This is a genomic window from Streptomyces sp. NPDC026092, assembly GCF_040638605.1.
Lineage (GTDB): Bacteria > Actinomycetota > Actinomycetes > Streptomycetales > Streptomycetaceae > Streptomyces.
This window is the reverse complement of sequence record NZ_JBEZYN010000007.1, coordinates 293,740-306,548: the sequence shown is the minus strand read 5'-3', so window position 1 is coordinate 306,548 and position 12,809 is coordinate 293,740. Positions and strand designations below refer to the sequence as shown.

The window sequence follows — 12,809 nt, the reverse complement described above, 5'->3', positions numbered from 1 at the left end:
GGCACGGCCGGCCACGCGGGTGGGGTGTGAGGGGGCGGGTCGGTCGACGGCGGGTGTGAGGGGGCGGGTCAGTCGAGGGCGGGACCTGCGGTGTCGTTGACCCAGACCCAGTCGGCCCAGCTGCTGAAGCCGGTCTGCCAGGTGTGGAACGTGCCGACGGGGTTGGTGCCGAAGACTTCGATACGGCCGTCGGCGTTGGAGGCCGCGGTGACCTCCGTACCGCCGGTGCCGAACGCGGCCCACTGGCTGTAAGGCGCGTTGAGACCGGTCTGCCAGATGTGCATGGCGGAGGTGCCGTTCATCGCGAAGACCTCGACGCGCCCGTCGGGGGTGCGTTCGCTGGTGAGCTGCGCGTTGACGGGGCCGCCGGTTCCTTCCCACCCGGACCAACTGGTGGGGCTGGTCTGGTACTTGTGGAATACCCCAGCCGGGCCTGAGGCGAAGACCTCCAGGCGGCCGTCCGCGTTGTGGTCGACGGTCAGGTCGTGGCCGCCCTGTTCACCGAAGGTGCTCCAGGCGGACCAGCCGCCGTTGGGGGCGGTCTGGTACTTGTGCTCGAAGGTGTTGCCGTTGAGGGCGAAGACCTCCAGGCGGCCGTCGGGCGCCTTCCCCATCTCCACGCGGCTGTCGGCGGGGCCGCCGCCCGTGGGTTCCCACTCCGACCAGCCGCCGTTCGGGGCGAGTTGGTACCGGTGGAAGAGGCCTACGGGGCCGGACGCGTAGACCTCGATACGGCCGTCGGCGTTGACGCCGGCCGCGGTGTCCCGGCCGCCGATGCCGAAGGTCTCCCAGTTCGACCAGCCGCCGGACGGGTTCAGCTGCCAGCGGTGCTGGAAGGTGTTGCCGTTGAGGGCGAGCAGCTCCAGGCGGCCGTCGGCGTTGGGGGCGATGGCGAGTTGGGCGTTGGCGGGCCCGCCGAGGGCCTCCCAGGACGACCAGTTGCCGTTGACCTGCTGCTGCCAGGCGTGGTGGATGCCGTCGGCTCCGGCGGCGAACACTTCGAGGCGCCCGTCGGCGGAGCGCGCCGACACGACCCGGCCCGACTCCGCCGGATACACCAGTGGCCTGGGCTGCGGGCCCGTGCCCGGGGTGCAGGGCAGCACCACACCGCGCTCCGCGAGATACACCTCGGGGTCGAGGTGGTACGAGGTGGCCGGGTCGCCCCAGATCCGCAGATGCAGGTGGGGGCCGGTGGAGTTCCCCTCGGAGCCCATCAGGGCGATCTGCTGACCGGCCACGACGCGGTCGCCTTCGAAGACGTCCCGCCGGGACATGTGCCCGTACTCGGAGATCCGCCCGTCGGGGTGCTGGACCCGGATCCATTGGCCGTAGCCGGACTCGTACCCGGAGATGGTCACCTCACCGTCGCCGATCGCGTAGATCGGCGTGCCGACGGAGTTGGCGATGTCCACGCCGTTGTGGTTGGCGTGGTAGTGCTGGGTCACGGTGCCGGAGGTCGGACAGGCCGCCCCGGCGACGGCGGCGCGGGCCGGAGCGGCGGCCGCGGCGGGAGCCGGAGTCGTCGGCAGCAGCAGGGCGGCCGTCGCCGCGAGGACACAGGTCAGCGCGCGTCGGGAGAGTCCACGGAACACGAGGTCACGCCTTGCGCAGTCGGGCGATGACGCCGTCGATGTCGCGCACCAGCATGTCGTGGCGGACGAAGTGGCCGCCGGGCAGCTCGTGCCACTCGTGGTGGATGCCCGCGTTGCCGAGGGCGACACGGAACTCCCGCTGTCCCCACAGGACTTGGGTCTCGTTGGCCGTGTCGAACCAGGAGATCGGGTCGGGGCTGGTGCCGGCGACCAGGAAGACGCGCTTGTTGCGGTAGCTCTCGATCCGCTGCATCGGGTTGTCGGCGTTCACCCGGGCCTCGTCCCAGAACGGCGCGCCGTAGACCGTACCGCCGGCGAGGTCCAGGGCGCCGGAGGTGGCGTTGGCCCAGTGGACCACGAGGCCGTTGTCCCGCCGCAGGCTGGCCGGGCCGGAGTGGGAGCTGACCGAGGCGAAGTGGCCCCAGTACTTGGCGGCGTACTTCAGCGCGCCGAACCCGCCCATCGAGAAGCCGGACACGGCACGGCCGTCGTACTCCGCGAAGGTGCGGAAGTTCGCGTCGATCCACGGGATCAGCTGATCGATGTGGAACGTCTCCCAGTTCCGCGGGCCGACGTTGGAGCTCACGGGGTTGGAGTACCAGCCGGCGCGGCCGCCGTCGGGCATCACGACGATGAGTGGTTTGCCCGCGGTCCAGTCGCGGATGCGCTCGCGGTCGAAGGTGATGAAGTCCTGGCCGTCGCCGCCCCCGTGGAAGAGGTAGAGCACGGGGTACCTGCGGCCGCCGCTCCAGTGGTAGTCGTCCGGGAGGAGCACGTTGACGGCCGGGTTCCAGCCGATCGCGTTCGTCTGGAAGCGGTAGTACCACATGCGGGGGTCGGCCTCGCCGCGCTCCACGATGCGCAGGCCGAAGCCGTCACCGACGGCGGCGGCGGGGGACGCGCCGGCGAGGACGCCTCCGGCGCCGAGGGCCAGGGCGGCCGAAAGGCCTCCGGCGGACTTCAGGATGCTCCTGCGGGTGGGCTGCTGCGCGCTCAACGTGTCCTCCTGGTCGGGAGTGGTGGCGAGGTGTCCGGCGCGGCGGAGAGCGGCCGTGCGAACGGGCGTCTGGAAGGTAGCAACGCCACGGGTCCGGGGGACTCCGGAAGGTTACGGAGGGACAGGCGGCAGGCGCGTCGGCTATCCCTGGCGTGTCCGCGTTCGGACCAAGGCCCGTACCCCAGGGGAAGGACGGCTCGATGGCACGGAGGAGATTCAGGGCGCGGCTGCCGATGGCGGTCCTGGCCGCGGTGGCGGTGATGAGCACGATGGCGGCCACCGGGTCGACGGCCGCGGTGCCGGACAGGCCGACGTCGGCCGTCGCCGAGCCGGCGCCGGACAAGCCGACGATCCGCTACACCGAGTACGGCATCCCGCACATCGTCGCCTCGGACTGGGAGGGTCTCGGCACGGGGTACGGGTACGCGGCGGCCAAGGACAACATCTGCACCCTGGCCGACACCTATCTGATGGTCAACGCCCAGAGGTCCCGCCATCTGGGGCCCGACGGCAGGGCGAGCCCCGGGCAGAACCAGAACACCACCACCAACCTCAACAGCGACCTGTACTTCCAGCGGATCAAGGACAACGGGGTGGTGGAGCGGCTGCTCGCCAAGCCCGCCCCCGACGGTCCCACGCCGGAGGTCCAGGAGGGCATCCGCGGGTACGTCCAGGGCTACAACCGGTACCTGGCGGAGACCGGCGTGGACAACCTCTCCGACCCGGCCTGCCGCGGTGCCGCCTGGGTGCGACCCATCACCGAGCTGGACGTGTACCGGCACGCCCATGCCGAGATCATCATGGGCAGCGCCGACGCGTTGCTGGACGGACTGGTCAACGCCGCGCCCCCGGGCGCCTCGGTTGCTGCCCCCAGGAAGCCGGCCTCCTCACCCGCCACGACCGCCGCGAAGATCCGCGACGCGATGGCCGTGAGCCGCGAACAGGGCATGGGCAGCAACGCGTTGGCGGTCGGATCGCAAGGAGTGTCCGGCGGCACCAGCATGCTCCTCGCCAACCCGCACTTCCCGTGGCAGGGCAAGAACCGCATGTGGCAGAGCCAGTTGACGATCCCGGGCAAGGTCAACGTCTCCGGGGCCAGCCTGCTGGGCCTCCCCGCGATCAACATCGGCTACAACGACAACGTCGCCTGGAGCCACACCGTCGCCACCGTCGCCCCGTTCGGTCTCTTCGACGTCCAGGTGGATCCGCTGAACCCCACCAAGTACCTGGTCGACGGCGCCTGGGAACAGATGACCTCGCAGCAGGTCGCGGTCGACGTGAAGAACGCGGACGGCACCCTCTCCAAGGTCACCAGGACCCTGTGGTCCACCCGCTACGGCCCCATCACCACCTCCCTACAGGGCGTCGCCCTGCCGTGGGTGGTGAGCGCGCACGCGGTGCGCGACGTGAACATGGACAACCTGCGCGCGCTCAACACCTGGTTCCGTCTCGACCAGGCGAAGGACGTCCACGAGGTCGTCGACACGCTGGAGAGCACACAGGGTGTGCCGTTCTTCAACACCGTCGCCTCCGACCGCAAGGGCAACGCCCTGTACGCGGACATCCAGGCCACCCCGAACATCACCGACGCGCACGCCCAGTCGTGTCTCACCGAGACCGGCAAGCTGCTCTTCCACCAGACGCTACGCCTGCCGACCGTTCCGCCGATCTCCATCTTCGACGGCAAGCGCGGCGCCTGCGACTGGCCCGACGACCCGAACGCGGTCGCGCCGGGCCTCCTGGACCCGAAGAGGCAGCCGCGCCTGATCCGTACCGACTTCGTGGGCAACGCCAACGACAGCGCCTGGCTGGCCAACCCCGAGCAGCCACTGACCTTCCCCAGGGTGATGGGCGACAGCGCGGCGCCCCGCTCGCTGCGCACGCAGGAGCTCCTCCTGACCGCGCAGCGGCGGATCAACGGCACCGACGGGCTGCCGGGGAAGGGCTTCACCCCGGAGACCATGGGGCAGTTGCTGTTCGCCGACAACAGCCGGGCTGCCGATCTGGCCCTCAACGCGACGGTGTCGATGTGCCAGGGCGTCCCCTTCGGGCTCGTCCTGGTGGACGGCAACCTGGTCAACGTGAGTGAGGCCTGTCCGATCCTGGCCGCCTGGAAGAGCCATGACTACACGTCGGACAGCCGAGGCTCCTGGCTGTTCGCCACGTACTGGTCCTACCTGCTCGGGGGACAGGGGATCGAGAAGCTGCCGTGGCGGGTGCCCTTCGACCCCAAGGACCCGGTGCACACGCCGAATTCGCTGGATCCCGGGAGCTCGGCCGTCCGTGACGCCCTCGCCCGGGCCGTACTCGCGCTGCGCAAGGCGGGGATCGCGCTGAACGCCCCGCTGTCGGACGTCCAGAAGGTCACCCGTGGCGGCGAGCAGATCCCGATCCACGGCGCGATCGGCCAGCTGGGCGTGCTGAACGTGATCACTCCTGGTCAGGTCGACGGAAAGTTCGACATCGTCCACGGGTCGAGCTTCATCCAGCAGGTCCGGTTCACCGCCGACGGCCCGCCGCAGGCCCTGTCCGTCATGGCCTACTCCCAGTCGGCCAACCCGAATTCACCGCACTACGCCGACCAGACGAAGCTGTTCTCGGCCGGGAAGTGGGTGACCGAGCGCTTCACCGAGGAACAGATCGCGGCTTCACCGGAGCTGCGGATCAAGGTCCTGAACTGAGTACACCCCATGCCCGACCACTCACGAGGGGGAAATCCTGTGACACGACGAGCGAACTGGTGGCGACTGGGGGCGGCGTGGATGCTCGCCGCCGCGGCCATGGTCGCGCCGGCGGGTTCCGTACAGGCCGCCGACGGCTCCACCGCACCGCCGCCGATGGCGAACGGCTTCGGCCTGACCCAGGTCGACACGGCGTACGGCAGCTCCACCGACTTCTACCTCACGGTGACCACGCCCGAGGTCGCCGGCGAGCAGCACATCAAGATCATTCTGCCGAAGGGATACTACGACGACCCGGGCCGGCGCTACCCGGTGATGTACTTCCTGCACGGCTCGCCCGACGACCCCGTCCGGCAGAACTACCCGGCGCTCTCCATGTCGGACTCCATGATCACCGTCATTCCGGACGGCGGCGCCCGTGGCTGGTACGCGAACTGGCTCAACCAGAAGACCGCGGCCGGGGCCCAGAACTGGGAGAACTTCCACCTCAAGCAGGTGATCCCGTTCATCGACGCGAACCTGCGCACCATCCCCACCAAGAAGGCGCGGGCCGTCGCCGGCGTCTCCATGGGCGGGTTCGGGGCCTTCCGCTACGCCCAGTCCCGTCCCGACCTGTTCAGCCAGACCGCGTCCCTGTCCGGCGACATCGACATGTCGGTCAGGTCCATGGACCTGCGGCTCGCCGTCGTCGCCTCGCTCATCGACGCGCAGGGCGCGATCTGCGGCTCGGCGTCGGGAGTCTGCGACCCCAAGGACTCCCCGTACAAGCCCGGCGTGGACAGTGACGCCGCGTTCGGCTCGCCGTACCCGGTGTTCAACGCCGACTGGCGGTGGAACGAGGTCGACCCGTCGCAGCACATGGACCGGCTCAAGGCCGCCGGAGTCGGCGTCTCGATCTACGTGGGCAACGGTGGCGGCTCGCCCGCCGACATCGAGTTCTGGCTCGAAGGAGCGGCGAAGCACGTCAAGAACGCGATGGACGCGCTGGGGATGTCGTACTACTACGTCAACTACGGCGACGGCTCCGGCTGGGGCACCCAGTGCAACGGCGGCCACAACGGCGGCTGTTGGGAGGAGTCGCTGAGGGACCTGATCCCGAGGCTGGAGAGGTCCTTCGCCTCCTGACACCGACGTCGACGCCTTCGCCCATGCCCGGCCCGTACCCGACGACCAACGCACGCCGTCGTCGGGTACGGGCCGCGCCGGTTGTCCCTCCGACCGGTCGTCACACCTTGCACCGGTGCTGCTCGGCCTGGAGCGCGAGCTCGCCGCGCTCACGGCGGGCCGCGTCCGCCTCGTCGCGCACCTTGTCGAGACGCTCCTCCAGCTGGGCGACGCGCTCGCGGTTGCGCTCCAACTCGGCACGGACGAACTCGACATCGGCCACCTGCTGTGCCGTCTCCTTGCGGACCTTCTCCGTCTCCGCCTCGAACCGCCGCGTGGCCGCGTCCAGTTCGGCGACGGCCATCTCCGCGGCCTCCTCCGCGAGCGCGGTGCGCTCGGTCAGGGTCTCTATGCGCGCCTCGGCGGCAGCCGAGTCGGTGATGATGGCCAGTTCCTCGATGTAGCCCGGAAGGTCCGTGGCGAGCTGGTTGATGAGCGCCACGAGGTCGTCGCGACCGCCGGACATCTGGGCGGGGAGCTGGGCGCCGGCCGCCTTGGCCGCCTGCCGCTTCTCCTCCTTGCGCTGCTGCCGCTTGGCGCGGAAGAACCGGAACGCCCCCAGCGCGTTGTGGTCCGGGTGGGCGCAGTAGCGGGGCGCCGGGTTGTCGGGCGTCGGCGCCTCGGGGTGGTTCGTGCACTCGGGGTACGCGCAGCGGGGAAGCGTCTCGACCGTCATGATTCCGCCTTCTCGTGACATTCCGGTTTCGTCGGGACCGAACCGGCATGACGATCACGCTAGGGGCAGGACGGGCCGTGTGGGCGCTCCAGGCGGGTTGCGTCAGGAATACGTAAGATCATCGGCGGCTCATGAAGCGCGCCCGGGCCCGCCCGCGCACCGGAGGTGGCGGACGGGCCCGAGCGGCAGCCTTGTAGCCGGTCCATCTGCTTCATCTAGTTCATCGCGGGCCCGGAGTCGTTGAGCCAGCGCCATTCGGACCAGGTGGTGAAGCCGGTCTGCCAGCGGTGGTAGACGCCGGCGTGGCTGGTGCCGAACACCTCGATGCGGCCGTCGGCGTTGTTGCTCGCGCCGACCGTCGTGCCGCCTCCGCCGAACGTCTCCCACTCCGCGTACGCCGCGTTCGGGCCGGTCTGCCAGGCGTGGCTCGCGGTGGTGCCGTTGATCGCGAACACCTCGACGCGGCCGTCCACCGACCGGGACGTGGCCAGCTCGGCGTTGGCGGGCCCTCCGCCGCCGGTTCCCGTCCACGCCGACCACGAGGTCGGGCTGGTCTGCCAGCGGTGGAACACGCCACTGGCGTTGGACGCGAACACCTCGAGCCTGCCGTCCTGGTTGTGGCTCACGGCGACCGCCTTTCCGCCGTCGCCGAAGTCCTCCCAGGCGGACCAGCCGCCGTTGACGCCGGTCTGGTACAGGTGCTTGAACGTCGAGTCCGAGAGCGCGAACACCTCAAGCCGGCCGTCAGGAGCGGTCTCCATGGCGAGGCGTGAGGTGACCGGTCCGCCGCCGGTGCCGTCCCAGGGGGCCCAACCGCCGCTGGGTGCGGTCTGCCAACGGTGGAACACACCCTCGGCGTTGGAGGCGAACACCTCGATCCGGCCGTCGGCGTTGGTGCCCGCCGCCACTCGGTATCCGCCGGTGCCGAAGTTCGCCCAGCCGGACCAGCCCGCGCTGGGCCCGGTCTGCCACATGTGGTCGAAGGTCGTGTCCGAAAGGGCGAACAGCTCGAGGCGGCCGTCCGCGTTGGCCGCCACCGCCAGCTGCGCGTTGCGCGGACCGCCCTGGAACCGCCACGGCGACCAGTTGCCGTTCACCTCGGTCTGCCACGCGTGGTACACGCCGTCGGCCCCGGCGGCGAACGCTTCGAGGCGCCCGTCCGCGGACCGCCCGGAGACCACGCGGCCCGAGCCGTACGGGTGCTTGGGCCCGCCGCTCGCACCGGCCCAGAGCGCGTTGGCGATGAGCGCCGCGTCGCCGGCCTCGATCCCGTACAGGTGGCGCAGGTCCTCGCGGGGCCGCTGGACGTTCCAGGCGACGTAGCCGATCTCGTTGTCGTTCCACGAGCCGTTCGGGAACTGCTGCTCCATCGCGTTGAGGAAGGCGTTGGTGGCGTACGTCGGGTCCAGTCGCTGCTCGCGCGTGCCCCACCAGTCCTGCTGCTGGAACAGGCCGAGGCTGGTGTGGTCGACGGCCGCGGAGTAGTTGTTCATGCTGGCTTCGACGATGATCGTGGCGATGGAGATCGTCGCGGCCTTCGGGTTGAGCCCGCGGTCCTTCACCGCCTGCGTGACCATCCGGGCGCAGGACATCTTGTACGCGTCGAGATAGCCGGCCATCTTGTTGTTGAGCTGCGGGTTGAGCTGGTCGGCCATGATGCCGTCGGTGGCCGACGGTCCGGCGGGATCACACGGGACGGTCGGAATGGCCTTCCCCTCGGCCACCCCCTCCGGGCCGAGGAAGTACCGGGAGACGCCGTAATGGTCGTCACCGGTCCTGGGCGGCACGGGCCGGGCGACGCCGGCCGAGGCGGTCATGCCGATGACCAGAGCCCACAGGCCGGTGATGACGGCGAGTCTGGAGAGCAGGCGGGATAAGCCGGTTCTTGCCATGGAGTGCCTCTCTGTCGTCGAGGAGTTCCCGCCCGGCTGAGGGCCGCCCGGCGCCGTCGACAAAGTAAGGGGGGCCACCGAGGACAAGGCATCCGGAACGATCCGGAGTGACACGCGCGACGAAGGAGACCCGGTTCAGCCTTCGAGGCGCTGCGCCAGGTCGATCAGATCCGCGAGGTGCAACACCCGTCCGTCGAACCCGGGGAGGGGGACATGGAGCGGCCGGGTCCACCGGGCCGGGATCGCGTCGAGGCCGTAGTACGCGCCCGCGAGGCCTCCGGTCACGGCGGCGACCGTGTCCGTGTCCCCGCCGAGGTCGACCGCCGCGCGCACGGCGTCCTCGAAGCCCGTCGTCGTACGGAGGGCCCAGACGGCGGAGCCCAGGCAGGGCCAGACGGCGCCGTTGAACTCGGTCGCCCGATCGGGGTGCCAGTCGGGGGCGAGGACGGTCGCGTACCGCTCGCGGTGGTCGGTGTGGACGAGCGTCAGGATGTCCGGGAGCGCGGCGAGCGGGTCGGCGCCTTCGAGCGTGACGCGGACGAGCTCGTGGAAGATCGCGGTGCCCTCCCAGGCCGCGCGGTCCCCGTGCGTGAGGGCGGCGATGCGGCGGGCCGCGTCCATGGTCGCGTCCCGGCCGGCGGGCGCGAAGTGGACGGCGGAGGTCGACGCGCGCATCAAGGAGCCGTTGCCGGCGGCCCGTTGATTGACCTGGAAGTGGATCCCTGCGGCGAGGCCCCAGGGCGCGCCGTTGGTCAGGACGTCCTCGGTCTGCAGGCCGATGTCCTTGGGGTCGGCCGCCGCCCACCGCTGGAAGCGGGCGAAGATGTCCGGCAGGTCGAGCCCGCCCCGCTCCAGCAGGGACTCCGCGACCATGACGGCCATCTGCGTGTCGTCGGTGGCCTCGCCCGGGTCCCAGCCGCCGCCTCCGCACATCTCGCCGCCGGCACCGGGCGCGGGAAACCGCGCGGAGAACGCTCCCGGGAGGCCGAACTCGAAGGGCGCGCCCAGGGCGTCGCCCACCGCCGAGCCGACGACCGCGCCGGCGGCCCGCTCTGTCCGCCGTATCCCCTGCGTCTGCTTCATCTGCTGCATTCGCGCAGGGTATCGATGCCTCAGGAGCGGTCCCGGGGGTGAGGGGTGGTGGGTGAGGGGGGCCGCGCTGTCTCACCCACCACCGGTTCGTGGGTCAGGCGTCCCAGGTGACCGGGAGGCTCTTGACGCCGTAGATGTCCGCGGTCTCCGGGCGCAGGGCGACCTCCTCGGCCGGGACGGCGAGGCGGAGGGTGGGGAAGCGCTTGAAGAGGGCGGAGAACGCGACCCGCATCTCGACCCGGGCCAACTGCTGCCCCAGGCACAGGTGGATGCCGTGGCCGAAGGCCAGATGGCCGCCCGACTCCCGCCGGATGTCGAGCGTGTGGGGGTCCGGGAAGCGCTCGGGGTCGCGGTTGGCGGTGTTGTACGAGAGGAAGACCGTCGTGCCGGCCTCGATGGTCTGGCCGCCGACCTCGACGTCCTCGAGCGTCGTCCGCATGAACGTCTTGGCGACGCTCAGGTACCGCAGCAGCTCCTCCACGGCCTTGTCGGTGAGCTCGGGATCGGCGCGCAGCGCGTCCAGTTGCTCCGGGTTCTGCAGCAGGGCGAAGGCGCCGAGGGAGAGCATGTTGGCGGTGGTGTCGAAGCCGGCCGCCAGGAGGATCAGGCTGATGCCCTTCAGCTCCTCGTCGGTCAGGTCGCTGTCGGTGAGCTCGCTGAGCACGTCGTCGGTCGGGTTGGCGCGCTTGGCCACCACCAGCTGCGCGAGGTACTCCTGCGTCGCGGTGTAGGCCGCGATCAGATCCTCGTCGCTCGTCTCCCCGCTCATGAAGGTGTCGATCTGCTCCTGGAACGAGTCCCGGTCCTCGTACGGCACTCCGAGCAGCTCACAGATGATGATCGTGGGGATGGGCTTGGCGAACGCGGTCACCAGGTCCGCAGAGGGGCCGTTCCTCTCCATGGCGTCCAGACACGCGGTGGTGATCTGCTCGACGCGCTCGGTGAGGAGCCGCATCCGCCGTGCGGTGAACTTGCCCACCAGCGGCTTCCGGTAGCGGCTGTGGTCCGGTTCGTCCATGAGGAGGAACTCGCCGGGCGGCGCCGGAGGCAGCTGGAAGTCGACCACGTTCATGAGGTCCTTGCGCGAGCTGAACCGCGAGTCGGCCAGGACCGACCTGACCAGGTCGTACCCGGTGATCAGATAGCCGGGTTTGCCGCCGGGGTGGGTGTACCGGCTGATGGGGCCGTGTCCATGCGCTTCCGTCAGCTCGGCCGGCGGGTCGAAGGGGCAGCCGGTCGGGCGCTCGGTCGGCAGATCCGTGACGTGGTGGAGGGCTTCACTCATGGCCGTTCCTCATCTCGCGACATAGCGTGTTTGACGTATGCCGAAAGCTACGTTGCGTTCATGGTGTCGTCAATCAGGTGATGGGGGTAATAGCAGGTGAGTGGCGGTAAATTGATGCAATGACACGTGGAGTGAACGCAATGGTGCGTTGCAATCAGTGGGCGTTCAAGGCAATGCGCGGCCATCGGCTCCCGTGTCGTGTCCCCCTCGCGCCCGTATCGCGAAGGCGGGTGCGCGTCGCGACGAACCGGCGGCTGTCCGCGTACGCCCGTCGCGCCTGATCGGCCGACCTGGCCGCGCAACATTCTTGCGGTTCTTGCGCTACGCTTGCGTTCATGACGCGACGACTTGCTCAAGTGGCCAAGAAGGTGGGAGTCAGCGAGGCGACGGTCAGCCGTGTGCTCAACGGCAAGCCCGGTGTCTCCGAGGCGACGCGGCAGTCCGTCCTCACGGCGCTCGACGTGCTCGGGTACGAGCGGCCCACGCAGTTGCGCGGCGAGCGCGCGCGGCTCGTCGGGCTCGTCCTGCCCGAGTTGCAGAACCCGATCTTCCCCGCGTTCGCCGAGGTGATCGGCGGTGCGCTCGCGCAGCAGGGGCTGACCCCCGTGCTCTGTACGCAGACCAAGGGCGGCGTCTCCGAGGCCGACTATGTCGAACTCCTCCTCCAGCAGCAGGTGTCCGGCGTGGTCTTCGCCGGCGGACTGTTCGCGCAGGCGGACGCGCCGCACGACCACTACCACCAGCTGGCGGAGCGCAACATTCCGGTGGTCCTCATCAACGCCTCCATCGAGGGCCTCAACTTCCCCTGCGTCTCCTGCGACGACGCCGTCGCCGTGGAGCAGGCGTGGCGCCACCTCGCCTCCCTCGGGCACGAGCGCATCGGACTCGTCCTCGGCCCCAGCGACCACGTCCCCTCGCGGCGCAAGCTCGAAGCGGCTCGCGCGGTGGCCGAGGCGGCGGGCGCGAAGCTGCCCGACGAGCACGTCGTCCGCTCGATCTTCTCGCTCGAAGGCGGCCAGGCGGCGGCCACCCGCCTCCTTGAGCGGGGCGTCACCGGCATCGTCTGCGCCAGCGACCCGCTCGCCCTCGGAGCCATAAGGGCCGCGCGCAGGCGCGGGCTCTCCGTTCCCGACCAGGTGTCCGTGGTCGGGTTCGACGACTCCGCCTTCATGAACTGCACGGAGCCGCCCCTCTCCACCGTCCGCCAGCCCATCGAGGCGATGGGGCGCGCGGCCGTCGAACTGCTCAGCGCCCAGATCCAGGGCACGCAGACCGACCCCAGTGAGCTGCTCTTCGAGCCCGAACTCGTCGTACGGGGCTCGACGGCGCCGCCGCCGCTCGGCTGACCCCACTCCTCACCCACCCTTCCCCCGGCTCCGGCGCCGGGGAGGCATCCCGCCTCCCCGGCGCCGGAGCCTTTTCATGTCACG

General features: G+C 70.3%; 9 protein-coding genes. 3 read left to right on the top strand and 6 right to left on the bottom strand.

Annotated elements, in window-relative coordinates; translation table 11 throughout:
* Positions 1-68: 68 nt before the first annotated feature.
* Positions 69-1,592, bottom strand: coding sequence for a peptidoglycan DD-metalloendopeptidase family protein (locus AB0F56_RS14535; RefSeq protein WP_362008490.1), 1,524 nt, complete (start codon positions 1,590-1,592; stop codon positions 69-71).
* 4 nt (positions 1,593-1,596) lie between these two features.
* Positions 1,597-2,589 (bottom strand): esterase family protein, encoded by a 993-nt coding sequence (locus tag AB0F56_RS14530; protein WP_362008488.1) that lies wholly within the window; start codon positions 2,587-2,589, stop codon positions 1,597-1,599.
* 200 nt (positions 2,590-2,789) lie between these two features.
* Between AB0F56_RS14530 and AB0F56_RS14525 the strand changes: the two genes are divergently transcribed.
* Together AB0F56_RS14525 and AB0F56_RS14520 are read left to right on the top strand one after the other, a co-directional pair.
* Positions 2,790-5,270 (top strand): penicillin acylase family protein, encoded by a 2,481-nt coding sequence (locus AB0F56_RS14525; RefSeq protein WP_362008486.1) that lies wholly within the window; start codon positions 2,790-2,792, stop codon positions 5,268-5,270.
* A gap of 39 nt (positions 5,271-5,309) precedes the next feature.
* Entirely contained in the window at positions 5,310-6,395 is a 1,086-nt protein-coding gene (locus AB0F56_RS14520; RefSeq protein WP_362008483.1) for an alpha/beta hydrolase-fold protein, read from the top strand.
* Between the two features lie 100 nt (positions 6,396-6,495).
* Here the strand turns inward: AB0F56_RS14520 and AB0F56_RS14515 are convergent, their stop codons facing one another.
* From AB0F56_RS14515 to AB0F56_RS14500, 4 genes are all read right to left on the bottom strand, one after another.
* On the bottom strand, positions 6,496-7,110 hold the full coding sequence (locus tag AB0F56_RS14515) for a hypothetical protein (RefSeq protein WP_362008481.1): 615 nt from the start codon (positions 7,108-7,110) through the stop codon (positions 6,496-6,498).
* A gap of 215 nt (positions 7,111-7,325) precedes the next feature.
* A complete protein-coding gene (locus AB0F56_RS14510; RefSeq protein ID WP_362008479.1) occupies positions 7,326-9,002 on the bottom strand; it encodes a peptidase M23 in 1,677 nt (558 codons plus the stop codon).
* A gap of 135 nt (positions 9,003-9,137) precedes the next feature.
* Entirely contained in the window at positions 9,138-10,067 is a 930-nt protein-coding gene (locus AB0F56_RS14505; protein WP_362008687.1) for an ADP-ribosylglycohydrolase family protein, read from the bottom strand.
* A gap of 121 nt (positions 10,068-10,188) precedes the next feature.
* Complete coding sequence (locus tag AB0F56_RS14500) at positions 10,189-11,379, bottom strand: cytochrome P450 (RefSeq protein WP_362008477.1); 1,191 nt, start codon at positions 11,377-11,379, stop codon at positions 10,189-10,191.
* 335 nt (positions 11,380-11,714) lie between these two features.
* On the opposite strand from AB0F56_RS14500, the gene AB0F56_RS14495 reads away from it, so the two are divergent.
* Positions 11,715-12,725: a LacI family DNA-binding transcriptional regulator gene (locus tag AB0F56_RS14495; RefSeq protein ID WP_362008474.1), complete on the top strand. Its 1,011-nt coding sequence runs from the start codon at positions 11,715-11,717 to the stop codon at positions 12,723-12,725.
* Positions 12,726-12,809 lie beyond the last annotated feature (84 nt).

Excerpts from the sequence above, each read along its gene's own strand:
- AB0F56_RS14515 (WP_362008481.1), bottom strand. The coding sequence starts at position 7,110 with ATGACGGTCGAGACGCTTCCCCGCTGCGCGTACCCCGAGTGCACGAAC.
- AB0F56_RS14495 (WP_362008474.1), top strand. The coding sequence starts at position 11,715 with ATGACGCGACGACTTGCTCAAGTGGCCAAGAAGGTGGGAGTCAGCGAG.
- AB0F56_RS14510 (WP_362008479.1), bottom strand. The coding sequence starts at position 9,002 with ATGGCAAGAACCGGCTTATCCCGCCTGCTCTCCAGACTCGCCGTCATC.
- AB0F56_RS14525 (WP_362008486.1), top strand. The coding sequence starts at position 2,790 with ATGGCACGGAGGAGATTCAGGGCGCGGCTGCCGATGGCGGTCCTGGCC.
- AB0F56_RS14500 (WP_362008477.1), bottom strand. The coding sequence starts at position 11,379 with ATGAGTGAAGCCCTCCACCACGTCACGGATCTGCCGACCGAGCGCCCG.